At 49.2% G+C, this 21158-nt stretch carries 11 protein-coding genes, 2 tRNA genes and 3 rRNA genes; 9 read left to right on the top strand and 7 right to left on the bottom strand.

From position 1 onward, the window contains the following. The first annotated feature begins 338 nt into the window (after positions 1-338). The 9 genes from NQ518_RS07370 (at position 339) to rrf (ending at position 11773) form a co-directional block, all read left to right on the top strand. A complete protein-coding gene (locus NQ518_RS07370) occupies positions 339-3599 on the top strand; it encodes a hypothetical protein (protein WP_227960245.1) in 3261 nt (1086 codons plus the stop codon). 17 nt (positions 3600-3616) lie between these two features. Continuing rightward, positions 3617-3811: a hypothetical protein gene (locus NQ518_RS07365; protein WP_102696566.1), complete on the top strand. Its 195-nt coding sequence runs from the start codon at positions 3617-3619 to the stop codon at positions 3809-3811. Positions 3812-4038: 227 nt separating this feature from the next. Then, complete coding sequence (folP, locus tag NQ518_RS07360; protein ID WP_227960246.1) at positions 4039-4887, top strand: dihydropteroate synthase; 849 nt, start codon at positions 4039-4041, stop codon at positions 4885-4887. A gap of 155 nt (positions 4888-5042) precedes the next feature. Beyond that, on the top strand, positions 5043-5819 hold the full coding sequence (gene cdaA, locus NQ518_RS07355) for a diadenylate cyclase CdaA (RefSeq protein ID WP_227960248.1): 777 nt from the start codon (positions 5043-5045) through the stop codon (positions 5817-5819). 490 nt (positions 5820-6309) lie between these two features. Further along, a 16S ribosomal RNA gene (locus tag NQ518_RS07350) occupies positions 6310-7841 on the top strand. Between the two features lie 276 nt (positions 7842-8117). After that, positions 8118-8191 (top strand) — tRNA-Ile (locus NQ518_RS07345). A gap of 157 nt (positions 8192-8348) precedes the next feature. Continuing rightward, a tRNA-Ala gene (locus NQ518_RS07340) sits at positions 8349-8422 on the top strand. Between the two features lie 240 nt (positions 8423-8662). Next, positions 8663-11565, top strand: a 23S ribosomal RNA gene (locus NQ518_RS07335). Positions 11566-11660: 95 nt separating this feature from the next. Then, positions 11661-11773 (top strand): 5S ribosomal RNA (rrf, locus tag NQ518_RS07330). Together the 16S, 23S and 5S rRNA genes with 2 tRNA genes alongside form the textbook arrangement of a ribosomal RNA operon. A 279-nt stretch (positions 11774-12052) precedes the next feature. On the opposite strand, the gene NQ518_RS07325 is transcribed toward rrf, so the two are convergent. The 7 genes from NQ518_RS07325 to NQ518_RS07295 all read right to left on the bottom strand — a co-directional run bounded on the left by NQ518_RS07325 (position 12053) and on the right by NQ518_RS07295 (position 21136). Next, positions 12053-13036 carry an ISAon1 family transposase gene (locus NQ518_RS07325; RefSeq protein WP_419471400.1) on the bottom strand — a complete coding sequence of 328 codons (984 nt, stop codon included), beginning with the start codon at positions 13034-13036 and terminating at the stop codon, positions 12053-12055. A 1-nt stretch (position 13037) separates the two neighbouring features. Further along, on the bottom strand, positions 13038-13382 hold the full coding sequence (locus tag NQ518_RS07320) for an ISAon1 family transposase N-terminal region protein (RefSeq protein WP_227960252.1): 345 nt from the start codon (positions 13380-13382) through the stop codon (positions 13038-13040). Positions 13383-13621: 239 nt separating this feature from the next. Beyond that, a complete protein-coding gene (locus tag NQ518_RS07315; protein ID WP_227208130.1) occupies positions 13622-14506 on the bottom strand; it encodes a carbohydrate kinase family protein in 885 nt (294 codons plus the stop codon). Between the two features lie 10 nt (positions 14507-14516). Beyond that, positions 14517-15692, bottom strand: a complete 1176-nt coding sequence (locus NQ518_RS07310) for an MFS transporter (RefSeq protein WP_227208132.1) — start codon at positions 15690-15692, stop codon at positions 14517-14519. A 50-nt stretch (positions 15693-15742) separates the two neighbouring features. Then, complete coding sequence (locus NQ518_RS07305) at positions 15743-17443, bottom strand: DUF4980 domain-containing protein (protein ID WP_227208134.1); 1701 nt, start codon at positions 17441-17443, stop codon at positions 15743-15745. Positions 17444-17500: 57 nt separating this feature from the next. Beyond that, complete coding sequence (locus tag NQ518_RS07300) at positions 17501-19786, bottom strand: LamG-like jellyroll fold domain-containing protein (RefSeq protein WP_227208136.1); 2286 nt, start codon at positions 19784-19786, stop codon at positions 17501-17503. 174 nt (positions 19787-19960) lie between these two features. Then, entirely contained in the window at positions 19961-21136 is a 1176-nt protein-coding gene (locus tag NQ518_RS07295) for a DUF4960 domain-containing protein (RefSeq protein WP_227960253.1), read from the bottom strand. Positions 21137-21158: the final 22 nt, after the last annotated feature.

The following is a 21158-nucleotide window of genomic DNA, read 5'->3' as shown; positions in this document are numbered from 1 at the left end:
TCAAAATCTAACAAAGTTAATTTATAGAACCAGCCTTAAAAAAATGGCAAGTTGTTCGTGATTTTTTATGAAAGCGTATCTTTTTGAAAGGTACGCTTTTTAAGTCTTTAGGACTTTTAGTTCGTTGAAAACAAGCAAGTTGCGTTTTTCTTTTGGAGGAAAAGTCCTAAATGTTATCAAGCATTATGTTAGATAACTCCTATATTAAGGCAGAATAGTCCTAACCACCTGTTCCCATACTGTTTAATTTTGCCTTGTGAAAAGTGCTTGATACATTTTTTAAAACGTAATATTCACACTCAGGACGACAAATGGAGTCCTGGTAAAAGACAAACAGTATGAGGAAAATTTTAGCTTTATTCATTGGTATATGGATATGCCAATTGAATGTTACTCAAGCAGTAGCACAGAATGTGACGATTAGCCCTACAACGGGTAAATTGGTCGCTGGTCTCACCTATGAAGGTGAGTTGGGTTTTGAGAGGGGTTGGAGCTCGCTGTGGAGGCATGAGCAGTTGCCGCTGACTCTTACCGTTTCCGATAGGGGCGACATCTCAGAGAGTGGCGTGCTGACAGATCCAGCAGGTGATATCATTTTGGATACGTCACAAGATAAGTACGTTGTTGTTTCTGGCCAACCGTTGACGACAGAGTTGCACATGTGTATCTCCCTGCCGAAAGGTTATCGGTTTACGGGTTACCGCATGGTGCTGTTGAATAATGTAAATGGCAAGACCATCAGCAACTTGGAGTTGGCTAAAATCAACAAGCAGCTTTATGAAACGGGTAGCGACTTTGATTTCAGTCAGTACAAGGCCACCACGGGAAACATGCCAGGAACCAATGATACGGAAGAGTACGTCATAGAGCGCACCAGCAAGAATGAAACGGATATGGGCAACAACCTTTATTTCTTGCTGCATCATACTGATGCGGAGTTCTATGGTGTTACCTTGAAGTCGTGCGAACTCTATTTCACAGCCGAAGGTGCTTTCGATGCCAAGGTGATACCAGGCACGCCAGCCGACATCGTCAGTCAGGGCGTGAACGTGGTAGGCTCTCCATTCAATACAGGCAAGTTGGATTTGGGGGAGATAAAACCTCATACCAAGAATGGAAGAACCTATTATAGCTACGATTACAGGGATGTGGAGGAGCTTACGGCCAGCAACTGGCTCTATCAGGAGGATGCCGTGACAGGAGGAAGGCTGCCCACAACCGCAGGAACAGGAAGTATCCAAGCCTTGCAGAATGGTGGACAGCTGTACTATGCGTTGGGCAATAACACCTATTATATAGAGTCGCCAACCGCTACTGTCACACAGAATGGCATTGCGGTGCCTTTGGGCTATCGCATCACTGGTGCCAAGATTAAGTATCATTACGGAACGGCGGCTCCAGCAGGAAACATAAGCCTTAACGGCGAAAATATTGCTAACCCAGCCTTCACGCCATCGCCTTACACGCTGACGGTGTACGGTACAAACAAGGGTGAGGCCACAGAGACACGAACCGTAAGCAGTGGAGCTGACGGAACGGTGGAGCTGACAGACCTGAACAATGACGCCATTAAGTTCTCTATTGAAGGACTTGCCGAGAACACCAAGGCGTTGCTTACTTTCGAGCTAACCCTTGAGGCACTCAACCCGTTCATCAACAACATTGACATCATCTGCCACTCTATGGTTGAGAATGGTCCTACACTGATGCAACAGTTCACGAGTAACGACTTCCAGGTGTCTGGTGGCAAGTTTGTCTTCTATGTGCCGCAAGATTTCTTTGGAGGCGGGGAGCAGAAGTGCCGCTTCACATTCGAGAACCTGTACAGCAAATACGGTGACGAGACCTATCAGCAGACAGACCCACGCCATGCCCGCTACTTCTTCGTGAAGTCAAAATACTACAACGATACCGACGGGCAACAGTATAGTACCACCGGCAACGAGTCTGCGTCTGACAAGATTGCTACATCCATGTGCGGAAATCAGGCATTCAAATACAGTAACATCGATGAGCTGAGCAACACAAACATCTCGGGCAGCGCAACGCAGCTGCAGGAATATCCTTACTCGGAGGCTCTCTATTTAGAACAGGGAGGAAGCTTTGCCGATGACATCGTAATCAAGGTGGGTGAAGGAAAGCCCTGCTACTTGTTTACCGCCGATGAAACTCGATGGAACGTTGCGCCGACCACAGCCATGGAACACCGTTACTACGCTTATTATCTCATGGATCTGAAGCTGGAAACAAAGGACTATGTGGCTAAGTGTGTGCTGACCAAGCTTTACGACAAGACTTGCTATAACCGTGACGGCAATGATACCGGACTGCCTATGTATGGTGGCGAATTCAAGGCGCTGGATGTGGAAACAGGTGAAGAAATTCCTACGGGCAATGCTTACCTGACCGTGCCGATGATGAAGCAGGCTTTGATAGATGAGCTTTATGGCAATCCAGCAAAGGGTATTGCGGGTGTTGAAGCCACGGGCATGCAAGTTCTCTATTTGGACTATACCAACCTATACTCCGTGCATATCCCAGAAGCCAGCGAGATGAATGAGATGAAGTCGTTGCTCAATCCCAACTGTCTCATCTACTTCCCTGAGCGTACCTGCTACCAAATGGATAACTATGTACAGAAGACGCAGAGCGGAGATTATCGAGCATGCAAGAACATCGTGATAACCGACCGTCAGCCTTTCTACGCACCGTACAAGATAACCGTCCCGGCAGAGAACTACGCAAGTTATACGCGTGAGATTACCATTCCAGCCAATGGCAAGGTAGCCTACGCAACGGTGGTTCTGCCGTTTACCTTGGAGGTTACAGATGGGGTTCATACTAACGAGGATGGGCTGTGCTCGTTCAAGGTGAGCAAGATGACACCAGAAAACTGTTTGGCATTGGAAGATGGAGAGTACGCATCTGCGCTGAGCTATCGCGGTAAGGCAAAGTTCGACCTGATTACAGGAACACACACAGAAGCCAACGTGCCATACATGGTAGAGGTGACAACGGCTCCTACGGATGAGAATATCTCGTTCATAGCCAAACAGAAGGGTTCTGACATCATGGCAACGAAGGGAAGTGCGATGAATGCTACGGATTACACATTCAGTGGAGAAACAGCAACAGGCAAGATAGGTGCTACGACTTATAACTTCCACAACTACGGTTCGTATGCTGGAAAGAAAATTGACAGGACTGCAAAGAAAGTGTTCTATTTTGCGAAGAACATGTATTTGAGCTCCACCAATCTACGGCCAGAATTCCCGTATGTTTATGTATATCCATTCCGCGCATTTTACGAGTATAGCTTTGCGGGTGCACCTGCCAAGCTGTTCTCCTTCTGGGCAACTCTTGACGAAGAGTTTGGTACGCCAACCGGCATTACTGACACTAATGCAGTACCCGATTTGGCTATTGTTCCAGGAGAGGGAAGTCTAACGGCTTCGGCAAGAGAGGCCACCGTGGTGAAAGTTTATGGCAGCAATGGCGTGATGGTATGGTCAGTAAGTCTTGATAGAGGAGAAACCCAGACCGTGACTCTGCCAGGTGGACTTTATGTAGTGAATGGAAAGAAAATCATCGTAAAATAGTTAGGGAGGAAGTCGTTATGAAGAAGCAATATATAGCACCGGAAATTATATCCGTCAACACTTGTTATGGGCAGTTGATGCAAGGAAGTTATAATGACCACGCAGACAGCAAGCAATTTGAATTTAAAGTAGAGGATGAGCAGCTTGAGGATTTAACAGATAGCAGATATCGTAAATACAAGCTTTGGGATCCAGAAGATTTCGACTACTAAACTTTCCTCATTACGATGTGTATTTAGTTTAGGTGATCCGGGCAGGGCGATGAGTTTTGTCCGGATCTGTTTTGTGCTACATCTTTTTCGAGTATGATGACAGAAACATAAAAACAGGATGGTTTGCTTTGACTTTTCCTCTATTTGTCTTACCTTTGCAAAGAAGGCCGTGATAACGCTCGCCGCACCGTAAATGGCGTGCGTCGGCAGCTAAGAAGATAATTTTTATGGAAGACATGGATGCGAAGAAAGATTACACGATCAACGTCCGCGGCAGGTTGGTTGACCTATCGAGACCGCTGGTGATGGGGATTCTGAATGTTACGCCCGACTCCTTTTACCAAGGGAGCAGAAAGCAGACGGAAATAGAGATTGCCCAGCGCACCAACCAGATTATAGAAGAAGGTGGAGAAATGATTGATGTGGGTGCGTTCTCCACACGTCCCGGTGCTTTTGAGGTGACCGAGGAAGAGGAGATGGATAGGCTTCGCCGTGCTTTGGCCATCGTCAGGCGTGAGCAGCCAGAGGCTATTGTATCGGTTGATACCTATCGGCCACATGTGGCTCGCCATTGTGTCGAAGAGTGGGGCGCTGACATCATCAATGACGTATCCGAAGGTGGACTTACGGGCATTGTCAACACACCGATACACGAGGAAGGGAGCATGTTCGAGACCGTTGCACGGCTTCAGGTGCCGTATATCCTCATGTCGGTGAAATCGAATCTGCATGACATGTTGATTGCTTTCGCCAGGGAGACGCAGGAGTTGTATGCCCTGGGCGCGAAAGACATCATCCTGGACCCTGGGTTTGGCTTCGGAAAAACGCTTGACGAGAACTACAAAATCTATCAACACATGGAGCGTCTGCAGGTGCTTGACTTGCCGTTGCTGGTGGGTATATCTCGCAAAAGCATGATATTCAAGTTGCTGGGCGGTGATCCTACAACATCTCTAAATGGCACGACGGTACTTAACACCATCGCGTTACAGAAGGGAGCTTCCATTCTGCGCGTGCACGATGTGCGAGAGGCTGTGGAGGCCTGTAAGATTTACGAGAGAATGCACGGGGTGTGATGAGCAACGGCCTTACCCCAACAGCCTCACTCCCAACAGCCTCACCCCCAACCCCTCCCCAAAGGGGAGGGGAGTAATTAGCTTTTTGGGTCGCGGAACTATCAACTCGTAAACTTGTAAACTTGTCAACTTGTCAACTAAAAAAAACTCACAAAATGATTCCATTCGAAATAGGTACGAAAGATATCATTGATATCCTGTTAGTGGCATTGATGCTCTACTACGTATATAGGCTAATGAAGGAAAGCCGTTCGCTCAATGTCTTTATCGGAATATTGATATTTATCTTCATCTGGCTGTTTGTCAGTCAAATATTAGAGATGCGCCTGCTGGGTTCTATTATGAACAAGCTGGTAAGCGTCGGAGTTATCGGCTTGATTATCCTGTTTCAGGAAGAGATTCGTCGTTTCTTGTATGAATTGGGTGCACACCAGCGCTTCCAGGCTTTTTCCAGGCTTTTCACCAATAGCGATAAACAAGGCGAGGAGGATAAGGAAACCATTGTGCCTATTGTGCTGTCGTGCATGAGTATGGCTAAGGGCCATGTGGGGGCACTGATTGTCATTGAACGAGGAATGCCCTTGAACGATATCGTGGAAACGGGCGATGTCATCGATGCCAAGGTAAATCAACGACTGATAGAAAATATCTTTTTCAAGAACTCGCCTTTGCATGATGGTGCCATGATTATTTCTAAAAAGCGCATCAAAGCTGCCGGCTGTATCTTGCCAGTGTCGCACGACTTGAGTATACCAAAAGAGTTGGGATTGCGCCATCGGGCTGCTGCCGGGGTTACGCAAAACACGGATGCCATTGCCGTGGTTGTTTCTGAAGAAACAGGTCGCATCAGCGTGGCCATGAAGGGGGGATTTCGGTTGAGATTGTCGGCAGAAGAATTGGAGAGCTTGTTGGCCAAGGAAATGGAGGCTTGATCCTCGTTAGGATTTCTTAGCTGGTTTGGAACGAAGGATGGGGGAGGAGGAGAAAGTCTGCGTAGCGAGTTTACTGGAACAGGATCTCATATATAATAAGGTGAAGACTTCCGTGATACCCCCTTTAAATATAAACAAACGTTAAATCTCCATCTTTTTTCAAACTTTTTTGATCATTTGTTTGGAGGGTATCACTTTTCGTATTACCTTTGCACTCGCTTTCGCACTAAAAGTTGCGTTAGCGACACAAAGAAGCGATCTTTGAAAAGATTTACATAAAGACAGAAGTAGTACAAGAAGCGTGGGTGTTTTTATAGCACTCATGGGTGAACATTTACGAACCGTTCAATTCTTACTAGAAACGAACAAAGGTGAGAATACTTTTAAATTCTGGAGTTTCGTTCTGAACAGAGAAAACGAAGTTGGTATGATATGCGTGTTCTGGCTTGAGCCTTATACATGATATTATCATCCATTTCAACTATATTTTACAATGTAGAGTTTGATCCTGGCTCAGGATGAACGCTAGCTACAGGCTTAACACATGCAAGTCGCAGGGTAACGTGAGGGAAGCTTGCTTCCCTTGACGACGACTGGCGCACGGGTGAGTAACGCGTATCCAACCTTCCCATGACCACGGGATAACCCGTTGAAAGACGGACTAATACCGTATGACGTCGTTTGCTGACATCAAATAACGATTAAAGGTTTAGCGGTGATGGATGGGGATGCGTCTGATTAGCTTGTTGGCGGGGTAACGGCCCACCAAGGCGACGATCAGTAGGGGTTCTGAGAGGAAGGTCCCCCACATTGGAACTGAGACACGGTCCAAACTCCTACGGGAGGCAGCAGTGAGGAATATTGGTCAATGGGCGAGAGCCTGAACCAGCCAAGTAGCGTGCAGGATGACGGCCCTATGGGTTGTAAACTGCTTTTATGCGGGGATAAAGTGCGCGACGTGTCGTGCATTGCAGGTACCGCATGAATAAGGACCGGCTAATTCCGTGCCAGCAGCCGCGGTAATACGGAAGGTCCGGGCGTTATCCGGATTTATTGGGTTTAAAGGGAGCGTAGGCCGCCAGGTAAGCGTGTTGTGAAATGTACCGGCTCAACCGGTGAATTGCAGCGCGAACTGTCTGGCTTGAGTGCACGGTAAGCAGGCGGAATTCATGGTGTAGCGGTGAAATGCTTAGATATCATGAAGAACTCCGATTGCGAAGGCAGCTTGCTGCAGTGCGACTGACGCTGATGCTCGAAGGTGCGGGTATCAAACAGGATTAGATACCCTGGTAGTCCGCACGGTAAACGATGGATGCCCGCTGTCCGCCCTTTTGTGGCGGGTGGCCAAGCGAAAGCGTTAAGCATCCCACCTGGGGAGTACGCCGGCAACGGTGAAACTCAAAGGAATTGACGGGGGCCCGCACAAGCGGAGGAACATGTGGTTTAATTCGATGATACGCGAGGAACCTTACCCGGGCTTGAACTGCCAGTGAACGATACAGAGATGTTGAGGCCCTTCGGGGCGCTGGTGGAGGTGCTGCATGGTTGTCGTCAGCTCGTGCCGTGAGGTGTCGGCTTAAGTGCCATAACGAGCGCAACCCCTTTTTTCAGTTGCCATCAGGTAATGCTGGGCACTCTGGAGATACTGCCACCGCAAGGTGTGAGGAAGGTGGGGATGACGTCAAATCAGCACGGCCCTTACGTCCGGGGCTACACACGTGTTACAATGGGGCATACAGAGTGTTGGCTTAACGCAAGTTTGGTCTAATCTTCAAAGTGTCTCCCAGTTCGGACTGGGGTCTGCAACCCGACCCCACGAAGCTGGATTCGCTAGTAATCGCGCATCAGCCATGGCGCGGTGAATACGTTCCCGGGCCTTGTACACACCGCCCGTCAAGCCATGAAAGCCGGGGGTGCCTGAAGTCCGTAACCGTCAAGGAGCGGCCTAGGGCAAAACTGGTGATTGGGGCTAAGTCGTAACAAGGTAGCCGTACCGGAAGGTGCGGCTGGAACACCTCCTTTCTGGAGACGAAACGATGAGTGCGATTCATAATTAAGAATTCATAATTCATAATTTATGATTAAATCAACTAAACTTAAGAGGTTGAGGGATTGCACGAAGGATTTATAAGGTGAAATTTCTTATCAAGGTTTGTAAGGAACCTGCCTGGAGTTACCACATGGTGACCCAAGGTATTTCTTGTACTGCTACATCTGTTTTTTAATATAAGAGAGAAAAAGGAAGCCGGGCGAAGAAGAGTACGCGGCCCTGCGACTTGAATGAACACCGGGAACCACAGTCCTATAGCTCAGTTGGTTAGAGCGCCACACTGATAATGTGGAGGTCGGCAGTTCAAGTCTGCCTGGGACTACAGTCTTTAATTCATAATTCTCAATTCATAATTCATAATTAAGAATGATGCAATGTGATGATATGGATTAACCTCTGCCTCTGAAAAAACAATTCAATCAATTGTTGATTCATTAATGGTTATGAATTATGAATTAACAATTATGAATTAAAAACCTGGGGGATTAGCTCAGCTGGCTAGAGCACCTGCTTTGCAAGCAGGGGGTCAACGGTTCGAATCCGTTATTCTCCACTCACGGGAACAGTATTTGAGGAACAAAAAACTTCACTAGCAGTAAAGTTCAAAGTTCAAATCTCAAAGTTCAAAGTTTCCGACCGATCTTTGACATATTGACACAAGCGAAACTGTAAAGTAGAACACAAGTCGTAAGACTTGATAATCAAAGCAATACAGCTGAAAGTATGAGTGACCAACCGGCCACTTTCGACGTGAGCTTCACGCTCATGACGATAGAAGGCTCGGTTGTGGCGAAAGAAAGTAGACAAGGGCGCATGGCGGATGCCTTGGCTCATGGAGGCGATGAAGGACGTGATAAGCTGCGATAAGCTTCGGGTAGGTGCAAATAACCTTTGATCCGGAGATTTCCGAATGGGACAACCCAGCTGCCACAAGGCAGTTATCACTGTCAATCAGTGAGGCGAACGGAGGGAACTGAAACATCTTAGTACCTCCAGGAAGAGAAAATAAATGAATGATTCCCCCAGTAGTGGCGAGCGAACGGGGAAGAGCCCAAACCGTCGCCGTAGCAATGCGGCGCCGGGGTTGTAGGACCGTGTCATTGTACCTGGAATGTGAGTGGAACGTTAATGGAAATTGCGGCCAGAGCGGGTGACAGCCCCTTACACGAAGCATTCCCGGGCATAATGGTATCCTGAGTAACGCGGAGCACGAGAAATTCTGCGCGAATCTGCCGGGACCATCCGGTAAGGCTAAATACTCCCATGAGACCGATAGTGAACCAGTACCGTGAGGGAAAGGTGAAAAGCACCTCGACGAGAGGAGTGAAACAGATCCTGAAACCATGCGCCTACAAGCGGTCGGAGCTGCCTTTGGCAGTGACGGCGTGCCTTTTGCATAATGAACCTACGAGTTACCATCTCTGGCGAGGTTAAGTGGTATGACCCACGCAACCGCAGTGAAAGCGAGGCTGAACAGGCCATCTAGTCAGAGGGGGTAGACGCGAAACCAAGTGATCTACACATGTCCAGGGTGAAGTTCCGGTAACACGGAATGGAGGCCCGCACCAATAAGCGTTGAAAAGCTTCTGGATGAGGTGTGTGTAGGAGTGAAAGGCCAATCAAACTTGGAGATAGCTCGTACTCCCCGAAAGGCATTTAGGTGCCGCGTGGGGTGATCTGCATGAGAGGTAGAGCGACCGATAGGTCAAGAGGGCTTCACCGCCTATCGCGACCTGACGAACTCCGAATGCTCATGCACTGCAGCCCTGCAAGGGGGCGGGTGCTAAGGTCCGTCCCCGAGAGAAGAATCCAGACCGCCATCTAAGGTCCCGAAGTTCTGCCTGAGTTAGTCTAACGAAGTCCGGTCCCCGTGACAGCTAGGATGTTGGCTTGGAAGCAGCCATTCATTCAAAGAGTGCGTAACAGCTCACTAGTCGAGGGTCCGGGCGTGGATAATAATCGGGTATAAGGCAGGCACCGAAGGTGCGGGATAGTAATGTATATTAAAAGTATCGGTAGGGGAGCATTCCATGTGCGTCGAATGTTGGGGGACGACCCTGGCTGGAGCGCATGGAAAAGCAAATGTAGGTATAAGTAACGATAAGGAGGGTGAGATTCCCTCCCGCCGCAAGACCAAGGTTTCCCGGGCAATGCCAATCAGCCCGGGGTCAGTCGGGTCCTAAGCCTCAGCCGAACGGCGAGGGCGATGGCAGACACGGTTAATATTCCGTGACTGCTGCATGATGCGATTGCGGAGACGGAGAAGTGACACCGCCGCGGGCTGACGGAACAGCCCGTTGAAGAGATTAGGCGCAGATCATGGCAGGCAAATCCACCATGAGAGCTGAATCTTGATAGTATGCCCGTCCCCTCGGGGAAGGGCAATAGTGCGGGTAATCATGCTCCCTAGAAAATCCGCTAAGCTCCAGTCATGCAGCACCCGTACCGCAAACGGACACACGTAGTCGGGTTGAACATACTAAGGCGTTGAGAGATTCATGGTTAAGGAACTAGGCAAATTAACCCCGTAACTTCGGGAAAAGGGGTCCTCGTCATATTGACGAGGCGCAGAGAATAGGTCCAGGCAACTGTTTAACAAAAACACAGGGCTGTGCTAACACGAAAGTTGATGTATACAGTCTGACACCTGCCCGGTGCCGGAAGGTTAAGAGGAGAGGTCATACCTTAGGTAGAAGCCTTGAATTGAAGCCCCGGTAAACGGCGGCCGTAACTATAACGGTCCTAAGGTAGCGAAATTCCTTGTCGGGTAAGTTCCGACCTGCACGAATGGTGTAATGATCCGGACACTGTCTCAATCATGATCTCAGTGAAATTGTAGTATCGGTGAAGATGCCGATTACCCGCGATGGGACGAAAAGACCCCGTGAACCTTTACTATAGCTTAGCATTGACCTCGGTCATCCGATGTGTAGGATAGGCCGGAGGCTTTGAAGTTGCCGCGCCAGCGGTGATGGAGCCATCCTTGAAATACGGCCCTTTGGCTGTCTGAGGTCTAACGCGCGGTTAGTGCGGACACTGCTTGGTGGGTAGTTTGACTGGGGTGGTCGCCTCCAAAAGCGTAACGGAGGCTTCCAAAGGTGCCCTCAGGTCGATTGGTAACCGACCTTTTAGAGTGCAATGGCATAAGGGCGCTTGACTGGGAGGCAGACATGCCGAGCAGGCAGGAAACTGGGGCATAGTGATCCGGTGCAAGTGTATGGAAACTGCATCGCTCAAAGGATAAAAGGTACTCCGGGGATAACAGGCTGATCCCCCCAAGAGCTCATATCGACGGGGTGGTTTGGCACCTCGATGTCGGCTCGTCACATCCTGGGGCTGGAGAAGGTCCCAAGGGTTGGGCTGTTCGCCCATTAAAGTGGCACGCGAGCTGGGTTCAGAACGTCGTGAGACAGTTCGGTCTCTATCTATCGTGGGCGCGGGAGTTTTGCGTGGTGCCGTCACTAGTACGAGAGGACCGTGATGGACAGACCTCCGGTTTACCAGTTGTGCCGCCAGGCGCACCGCTGGGTAGCTGAGTCTGGTTAGGATAAGCGCTGAAAGCATCTAAGTGCGAAGCCATCCGCAAGATTAGAACTCCACATAAGGGTCGTCGTAGACTACGACGTTGATAGGGTGCAGGTGTAAAGCCAGCGATGGCAAAGCCGAGCACTACTAATTGCCCAATAACTTTCTTTCCGCAAGGCCCATTCTTTCAGCTGGGCGCTTTGAGTTTTACCGTCGTGATTTGTTCATGACCTTAGATTCGCTTGTATCGATACGTCATCCCCTTATCAGGTGGTTATGGCGGCAGGGTTCCACCTCTTCCCATTCCGAACAGAGAAGTTAAGCCTGCTTGCGCCGATGGTACTGCAATGCAATGCGGGAGAGTAGGTAGCCGCCTTTTTTCAAACAGAAGCCTTCAAGACTAAATTGTCTTGGAGGCTTTTTTGATATTAGGCGAATTGGCCCAATTGGGCCTAATTAGGGGTCAGTCGTAAAACCCAGTTGCAACCCTCTCCCCTCATGCACATAATTTCATAGGTATTTGTTATCTTTGCATCATGAAGACCGAGCAATTGTTGCGTTGTATCTTTCCAGAGATACTCGCAGATTATTTTGATGTGATAGATATCCAAGAGAGTATTTCGGGTCAGTCGTAAAACCCAGTTGCAACCCTCTCCCCTCATGCACATAATTTCATAAGCCTGTAAAGGAAGAAAGGAATATCCGTTACTCCCCTGAACTGTGCCCTGAAGGCTTTGACTTTTGCGTTGAAGGATTCAGCATTGGCATTTGTGGCTCTGTTGACAAAGAAATTGAGTATGGTATCATAATGGTTCTTAAAGGTGTCAATCACCGTATAGAAGTTGTCCACCCCCAATTTCTCCACCTTATTAAACCACCTTGCCAGTTTCAATCTTGCCGCATCCTTGATGCTTCTGGCATTATAAATGTCGGTAAGTTCCATAGCCAAGTCATAGGCTTTTTTGAGTTCCGGGTAGTTTTCAAAGATTATTTCAGCCCTTAGCCTTTGCGATTCTGTCCACTTGGACTTGTGTTTAGTCAGTATAAACTTCGCTCTGGCAAGTAGTTGCTTGCGGGTATCACCGTTGCTGTACCTGAATGGTCTATAGGCCTCGCCTCGCTCCTTGGCTTCCTTCATCTCCTCATTTTCTCTGTCCCTTGCCATCCACCGGTAGGCTATGCGCATGTCGTCCAAAGCGTCATAGTAAAGCTTCTGCACATGAAACCTGTCACTGGTGATGAGTGCCTTGGGGAACACCGTGCGCGCAATGATCATCATAGAGGAAGACAAGTCGAGCGTTATCTCCTTGACAGTCTTTCTTTTGGAAAGGTCAATCTTTTCCAGAACACGGATCACATCTTCGGCTTTTGTTCCCCTGACCACAGCTACCAGCGTACCCTTGCCACCTTTGCCAGCCTTGTTGGTCAGAAATGTATAGACCTCACCGCTGCTCAGACAAGTCTCATCGATACTCAGGCTCTCTCCCAGGTTCTCATCAAACAGCAGCCAGTCTCCCGCATGCGACAACTGCTCCCACTGGCGATAATCGCTGAAATGCTCCTTGTATTGTGTGGAAAGTTGCTTGCCGTCTACGCCATAGTGAGAGCCGATACCTGTAATGCTCTCCGCAGTAGACTCAATTCTATTCTTTTAAAAAAGAAACGAACTCAGGGGATAGTTTGCTGCCCTCAGCCGTCAAGTCATCGTAAGAATAACTGAATATCTCACCCGTGGAACTGTCACGCCATTTTCGACGGCGGACATGAAGGTAAACGGGCTTGCCACGAAGGGGAAAGTCATGGACAACCCGTTCGGCGGTAAAGCCGTAACTGCTTACTGTGCCGGACTTGCGGTCTGCCTCTTCCATAAAGTTACGCTCATCCAACCAGAAGTCTATCTGGGAAATACTCTCTTGGATATCTATCACATCAAAATAATCTGCGAGTATCTCTGGAAAGATACAACGCAACAATTGCTCGGTCTTCATGATGCAAAGATAACAAATACCTATGAAATTATGTGCATGAGGGGAGAGGGTTGCAACTGGGTTTTACGACTGACCCCTAATTAGGCTTATTAGGCTAATGATACTAAGCATCCAATATTAGCTGCTTTTGCATGTTCTTCTTGCTTACCTTGTACGGTGGTGTGAGAGGTCGGTAAACACGAAAGTAGGAGATAAACACCTATGATTAGTGTTTACCTCCTACTCGATTAGGGTCTTGTCTAACTTTTGATTTGTGCCGTGAATTTCTCCGGAAGTCGAGGCATGGCACCTTTTTGTGTGCACACGTAAGCACTCACTTTCACTGCCAGTTCGTGTGCTTCTCTGATGGGTTTGCCCGACAGGATGGCGGCCGTGAAAGCGCCTGTAAACGAGTCGCCTGCTCCAACGGTGTCAGCAACCTCCACCTTGGGTGTTTCCTGGAAGCTCTTCAAACCTTTCGCAAACACATAGCTGCCATTCGTTCCGCAGGTCAGTACGAGCATGTCGAGGTTGTATTTGCCGAGAATTAGCCAGCATTTGTTCTCAATGTCGAGACCCGGATAGCCAAAAAGACGACCGATGGAAACGAGTTCTTCATCATTAATTTTCAAGATGTTGCATCGCTTGAGCGACTCTTGGATAACCTCTTTGGTGTAGAAGTTGCCACGCAGGTTGATGTCGAAAATCTTCAGACAGTCTTTCGGTGTGGCGTCGAGAAACTTCGCAATGGTCTCTCTCGACTGCTCACTGCGCTGGGCCAATGAACCGAAACAAACGGCGCTGCAATTGTGGGCAGCCGCTTCCACCTCAGGCGTGAAAGGAATGTAATCCCATGCCACACCAGTCCGGATGTCGTAGGTGGGTACCCCGTCGGCATCGAGTTCTACCCCTACCGTTCCCGTAGGATAGTCCACACGGGGCATGATGTGTTTCAAACCCTTTTCGTCCAGTTCTTTTACAGTTTGGTCGCCTAAGTCGTCTTTGCCCAAAGCGCTCACAGCCACAGCCGAATGGCCAAACTGACTGGCATGATAGGCAAAATTGGCAGGGGCACCGCCGAGTTTGGCTCCTTCCGGAAGCACATCCCATAAAGCCTCTCCGAGGCCTACAATATAACGTTCCATATCTTTGTTTTTAGTGTTTCACTTGAGTTATATAGGTAAACAGATAAGCCACACCGACAGCCATGACGCCTACTGCGCCAATCTGACCGATGGCATCGCTGGCAAATCCCATGAGCAACGGGAACACCGTACCACCGAACAGCCCCATAATCATCAGACCACTCACGGCATTTTTCTTTTCGGGCACCGAAAGAAGTGCCTGCGAGAACACGATGGAGAAGATGTTGGAGTTGCCATATCCCACTAAGGCGATGGCTGTATAGAGTATTGGTTTGGATGTTCCGACAAGCAGTCCGAGCATAGACAAAGTCATCATCGCGACGCTGATGATAAAGAATGTGCGACTCTTCATAACCCGTAAAAAATAACTTCCTGTGAGACAGCCGATGGTGCGGAAAATGAAATATAGACTCGTGGCAAAGGCGGCCTCGTTCAGTGTCATGCCCAACCGCTCCATCAAAATCTTCGGAGCCGTGGTGTTGGCGCCCACATCAATGCCCACATGACAGATGATGGCGACAAAGCTCAACAGCACAGCCGGTGTGCCGAGCAGTCCGAAGGCTTTCGAAAAATGGCTTGCCACGGTGTCGTTCTCATCGGCATCGAGTGTGTCGGTTTCCTCCTCGATGGGCGTCGAGGCCAACAGCAGCGAGGCTATCACGCCGACAATCATATAGATGGGGAAAAGCACACGCCAACCCAAGCCGAAGGCCGGAATGGTGGCCAATGCTCCCCACATAGCGATATAGGGTGCCATGAGCGATGCGATGGCTTTCACAAATTGGCCGAAGGTGAGCGTCGCAGCAAGGTTTCCCTTGATGACGGTAGACACTAACGGATTGAGCGAAGTCTGCATCAATGCGTTTCCAATTCCCAAAAGGGAGAAGGAGATGAGCATGACATAGAAGTTTTCACTGAAAATGGGTAACAACAGCGAGAGGTTGGTGACTACAAGCGACAGCAAGACAGTTTTTTTGCGTCCGATTTTGTTCATCAAAACCCCAGTGGGAACAGAGAAAATGAGAAACCAGAAGAATACCAGCGAAGGCAGGATGTTGGCAACCGAGTCGCTCAGCGCAAGGTCTTCTTTCACATAGTTGGACGCAATGCCTACTAAGTCGACGAAGCCCATGGCGAAAAAACAGAGCATGACCGGTATCAAAGCGAGTTTATTTGTTTTGCTCATGACGTTGTTTTAAAATTTAAGATTGATTTAGGATTTACTGCGAAGCCTTATTATTTCAGATTGTAAATACGGGCCTTGCCACCCTTGACAGTAAGCTGCGTATAGGGTGAGGAGGGGAAGACTATGTTAGACATGGCCATTTTCCCATCGGCATCGAACACCTCGATACTGCTTTTGTCTATGAAGATTTGAAGTGTGTTTATTTTTCCGTAGGTCGGGGCTTTGGTCACCGTTGCAAAATTGCTCGAAAAACTTGTGTCGCCGCTCTTGGTGCGATCCATCTCAAATGTTTCGTTCTTGGCATTATAAGTCATGGTGACCGTTTCTCCCTGACCATTGGACAGCGTGATAACAGTGTTGGCACGCAGCCGGACATCGACGCGACAGGCGTCGCTGAGCCGCTTAACGGGTTTCGATGCAAACGCACTCATGACCTCCGGACTCGGTTTGACGCTGCAATAAGTCTTTCCCTGATAGCTGAACAGACCGAGATCGCGCGGCAAACCGTTGGCCGAGCGATATTGCCTGGTGGGCACATCGTTGGCATACTGCCAGTTGCTCATCCAAGACATGGCCACATGACGTCCGTCGGGAGCATTGCTGAAAGTGACGGTGGCATAGTGGTCCTTGCCCCAATCCATCCATTTGGTCACCTCTGGAGCATCCTCACACATGAACTTGCGACCGTCGAAAGTACCGACAAAATACTGAGTGGCCGAGCCACCGAAAGGTCCGCCAGGGTTGATGTTGCAGATGAGCAGCCATCGGTTGCCCATTTTCAGCAGGTCGGGGCATTCCCAAACCCCATCGTGGTTGCCGTAACCCTCGCCGAAATCGCTTTCAAACGTCCAGTCCTTCAGGTTTGACGAAGAATAGATTTTCATGTGCTGCCCTTCGGCCAAAATCATGTTCCATTTGCCTATTTCCTCATTCCAGAACATCTTTGGGTCGCGGAAGTCGGGCGTATTTGACACAATCACTGGATTGCCCGCATATTTCGTAAACGTCTGTCCGTTGTCGGTGCTGTAGGCCAAGCTCTGTGTCTGGCTCTGTCCTGCAGAAGTATACATAGCCACAACGGCACCACTGCCAAATCCAGCCGTGTTGTTCTTGTCTACAACAGCCGATCCGCTGAACACCGTTCCCAAGGCGTCTGGCATCACAGCATCGCCCTCGAAGGTCCAGTTCATCAAGTCGCGCGAGGTGGAATGGCCCCATGTCATGTTCTCCCACTGCGATCCGTAGGGATTGTGCTGAAAGTAGAGATGCCAAATACCGTCCTTATAAAACATCCCGTTGGGGTCGTTCATCCAGCCGTAAAGAGGCGTGTGGTGATAGACAGGACGGAATTTCTCACGATTCTGCGTATCAAACGTATCAGCATACTTCATTGCCTTCCAACAGATAAATTCCTTGGTGGCCGTATGTCTGGCCTGTTCGTTAGTATTACCGCGTGAAATGGTGATGTCGAGCAAGATTTCTTTCCCGGCAAACTCATCGAGGTGAAGAGGAACAAAGTAATCAATCTTGTTCATGGCCAACTTGCAATTAAATTCCTTCACCACCTTTTGGTCCTGAAGAATCCGCACATGGTCGTTCTCGCGGCTTTCTTCTACGGGTAATAACAGGTATTTTGAGGTGGTAGATACGCGCTGCATCACGTGTTTATCGCTAAGGAAATGGGTGGTTTGTGCGTGCAGGAAACTCAGCGCAAACATCGCCGAAATAGTTAGAATGAAAAGTCGTTTCATATTGTTTTATAGCTGTTTAAGTTGTATTTTACTGGTGTTGAAGAAGTCAACCTTTTTTTATGGCTTCAAGTATTTCTTTCCTTGATGAATATAGACACCTCGTCCGGTATGACACGATGTTCTAATGCCTCCGAGAGTATACCAATGTTTGTCGGTTTGGGCGTCAGTCACGACCGAACTGATACCCGTTGGCGTCATATTCGCCGTGAGCCGCTTAAGCGTAGTAGGGCCATCGGAGAACACTTCCACGTCATTGGCCGCTGCGTCTGTGGCAAACACTCGCAGACTGAACGCGTAGGTGTCATTGACAAACACGTCGAGAATGGAGTGGTCAAAGAATATATCGAGCTTCAGCGTTTCACCAACGGCGGGTCGTTTGGGCAGACTGCTCACATATTTACCATTGAACACGCCCGCATCGTTGATCTTTCGGTCGATGCCCGTGAGGTCAACGGTCAGTTCGTTACTGATCGGCGTATAGAATATTTTGGCCATGCGGTTGCCCGATTTCAGAAAGTTCAGACCGAAAATCGACGCGCCTACCGTAAACTCTCCCGTCACCTGCCACAGCCTTCCACTCACTCCGTCGAGCCGTTGCGCTCCGTCGAGTTGCAGATTGGTGAGGGTGGTAGCGGGCGTGCCGCCGTTGAAGTTTACCGCCGGTTTCTGTATAAGGGTGCCGTCATCGGCCAGAGTCACTTCGCGGGGCAAACTGTAGGTGTGTGCCCAGCCCAATTTGTAATTGTCGACAGCCCCCAATTTGTCGGGCACAATACCCATGAGTAGGGTCTTGCCGTCCTTTTGGGTGATACTCGGCGAAAGTAGTCCGAATCCGTCCTTGCTCATCCCGTCAAGCTCTAGCTGGCGAGGCGTCATGTTGTCGGGGTTGAATGTGCCGTCAGAACCAATGGTTCCAACCCAATAAAGCGTCACGGTGCCCTTGCCGGTGCCTAACGGCGTAACGGTTACAAGCCACTTGTCACCCATCGGGGTCACGGTGGGCATTTCCCAGAATGTGCCTGCTGTTGTGGCATTGCTGCCTTGGAAAAAGATACGGCCGTCGTTGGTCCAAATACCATCTGCATATTTGTGGAGTGTCATGGCACCCACACCGTTTTTCGAGGTTCCCACCACGATGTAGCGATTGCCTTCTATTTCAAACGGATAGGGGTCGCGGAAATCGTCGCTCAAGCCCGAAGGACGCCCGTCAATAATGACGCTCTGTTTGGTCCATGAGAGGAGATTGTTGTCGTTGGGCGTAGCCTCAACAATGCGTGCACGACCGTTGTCCACACCCGTATAGATAATATGAGGGCGCCCATCTACCGTCATTACGGCTCCACTCCAACACCCCTTGATATCGTAAGGTTCGCCGGGCATGAGCGCAATCGGCTCTTCCTGCCAGTGGAGCAAGTCTTCCGAAACAATATGCCCCCAGTGTAGGCGGGCCATATAGGGACCGTTGGCATTCTTTTGAAAGAAAGTATGAAAACTTCCGTTGTGCCATATAAGTCCGTGGCTCTCATTGGTCCAATTAGCAGCGGGCATGCCATGAAGTTGGGGACGATAGATGTTGTTTGCAAATCGGCTCTCAGGAATCGAAAGATCAGGGGTCTGTGTGATGCCGGCGAGTTGAGAGCCCGAAAGCACGCTGTTATAGACGGTGAAATCATCGATAAGACCGTTGAATGTGTTGATATTGAAAGGTCCGTGCGCTTTCAGTTCGGCAGCAGACTTTCCGATGTATAACGTTTCGTCGCCTGCCGACAGCGGGAAAGCCATATTCACCATTCCTACCTGAGTGCCGTTGTTGTAAAGATAGAGCCGACGCCCGTTGCGAATAGCCACAAGGTGGCTCCAGACACTGCAGGACAATTTGTCGGTAGCCGCACAGATGGTTTCCCATCCACCCGCGTAACAGCGAAAACGATAGTCGCCCTGCGAACTCAGTTCAAAGGCAAAACCTGTTTGAGCTGCGTCGTCGATGTTGCCGACGATGGTAGCGTAAGTCGGAACTGTCTCTGCCTCGTTCACATTCATCATGGGATAGGTTTCAGGAGCACACCAAAGCGACATGGAGAAAGTCGAGGCGTCTATCCGTGTTGGAACAATTTCAGTGGTAGCATAAGTTGAATAGCCATCAGTACGGAAGGCTTTACCTTGTGCACCATCCACAAATTCTAATGGCCTTACGCCATAAGCCGTCGCGGCGTCACGTCCGTCGTTGCCCACGTGAATAACCTGGCCATGAACAATCGCAACTCCGAAGAGCAGCATGGCAGTAAAAATATGGTATTTCAGTTGTAGTGTCATCGTTTGTATATTGTGTATTTCGTTCATCATATCTGCATATTTAGAACTTCATACGGTTTTCTCTATTGTGTTATCGTCAGGTCATCCGATAGTAGATTCACTGGGATAACGGGAGTTTGCTGAAAATCTTATCCTCGTTTCACAAAATCATGTTTGTTTCCAGGGATGAGGGATTTCATCAAACTCCCGTATGTGCTCATCGATCTATTTGCTCAGATAATCGATACAGTTCTTGGTGAGCCGTTCCATGTTGGTCTGATAACTATTGACCGTATCGTTTGCATCCCATTCGTATGCACTCAGTCCGATGGCAAGAATGCGCCCCGGCATCTCAGGCATAGGATTGAAATCAATGATTCCGGCACAGCAATAGTCAGTCACGTGACCCCATGTGCCCAGTACGGTACAATTGGTGAGTTGCTGATAAGCATCGACCACGTTGTGAGCCGTAGGTACTAAGGCTGGCAAACCGTAAGAATTGAGGTCCCACATACAGTTGTGATCTTCGCGGAAGCCGGGACCTTCGAGTCCGAAACTCTCGTGTCCAAAGTCCATATTGGTTGTCAGGCCGGCATAGATGTCGTGTTTCCGATGGTCGTAGGATATTTCTTGACCGCATCCGATGTGGGCGTTGACCGTCCAATTATCATCACCATGACCGCCGGGACCTGCCGAGAAGATGTGGGGACCCAAGTCTTCCTCAATGCGTCCTATGGCAACTGTGAGTTGTGTAGCGTGTTTGGTCAGGAACAAATTACCCCCTTCTTCAACATATTGAGTGAGAATACCGATAACCTTATCGCTAACCATGTTGGCCGGCAAATTCTTCCATCCCATTTCAATGCCCACACGGTCAATCTGTATCCACACCACATTGTACTCGTCGGGGTAGAGCGTCGAGAGCGTTCCGGGAGTAAGAATAGCACCGTTGGGATAGGTGGCATGAAACCACTCGGCAGCGGCTTTCTCGTCATCGTCCTCAATAGCGTCTATGGTTTCGGCCGTAATGAGCATGGCTGGCCGGGCGTTGGCCTCGTATTGGACGTTCTGTTTGATGGATTGTCCCTCAGACACGCGGCCGTCGCTATATTTGGCCTTGACCGTGTACCATAGGTCGGTATTCACGGCTACGTGGCGATCGAGGAAGGTGGTGAAAATGCTGTCGTAGTTGGCTAGAATGGTATTATTCTTCAATATCTGTACACCGGAAGCGTCAGCAGGGTTGGACCAACTCAGGGTGACATTGCGTCCGCTGACCGATGAAGTGAGCGAAGAAACCGTTTCGGAGGTTACTGCCTCGGGAATTTCTACATCCGAGCAGGATGTGAACCCCAGACAAACAGTCAACATACTGATGAAACCTACTAATATTTTTTTCATATCCTATGATGATTTTTGCGTG

The organism is Hoylesella buccalis ATCC 35310 (assembly GCF_025151385.1).
Lineage (GTDB): Bacteria > Bacteroidota > Bacteroidia > Bacteroidales > Bacteroidaceae > Prevotella > Prevotella buccalis.
Note: the sequence above shows the minus strand (reverse complement) of the source record. Positions and strands in the feature narration are given on the sequence as shown.

Excerpts from the sequence above, each read along its gene's own strand:
- NQ518_RS07370 (WP_227960245.1), top strand. The coding sequence starts at position 339 with ATGAGGAAAATTTTAGCTTTATTCATTGGTATATGGATATGCCAATTG.
- NQ518_RS07365 (WP_102696566.1), top strand. The coding sequence starts at position 3,617 with ATGAAGAAGCAATATATAGCACCGGAAATTATATCCGTCAACACTTGT.
- folP (WP_227960246.1), top strand. The coding sequence starts at position 4,039 with ATGGAAGACATGGATGCGAAGAAAGATTACACGATCAACGTCCGCGGC.
- cdaA (WP_227960248.1), top strand. The coding sequence starts at position 5,043 with ATGATTCCATTCGAAATAGGTACGAAAGATATCATTGATATCCTGTTA.
- NQ518_RS07320 (WP_227960252.1), bottom strand. The coding sequence starts at position 13,382 with ATGAAGACCGAGCAATTGTTGCGTTGTATCTTTCCAGAGATACTCGCA.
- NQ518_RS07315 (WP_227208130.1), bottom strand. The coding sequence starts at position 14,506 with ATGGAACGTTATATTGTAGGCCTCGGAGAGGCTTTATGGGATGTGCTT.
- NQ518_RS07310 (WP_227208132.1), bottom strand. The coding sequence starts at position 15,692 with ATGAGCAAAACAAATAAACTCGCTTTGATACCGGTCATGCTCTGTTTT.
- NQ518_RS07305 (WP_227208134.1), bottom strand. The coding sequence starts at position 17,443 with ATGAAACGACTTTTCATTCTAACTATTTCGGCGATGTTTGCGCTGAGT.
- NQ518_RS07300 (WP_227208136.1), bottom strand. The coding sequence starts at position 19,786 with ATGATGAACGAAATACACAATATACAAACGATGACACTACAACTGAAA.
- NQ518_RS07295 (WP_227960253.1), bottom strand. The coding sequence starts at position 21,136 with ATGAAAAAAATATTAGTAGGTTTCATCAGTATGTTGACTGTTTGTCTG.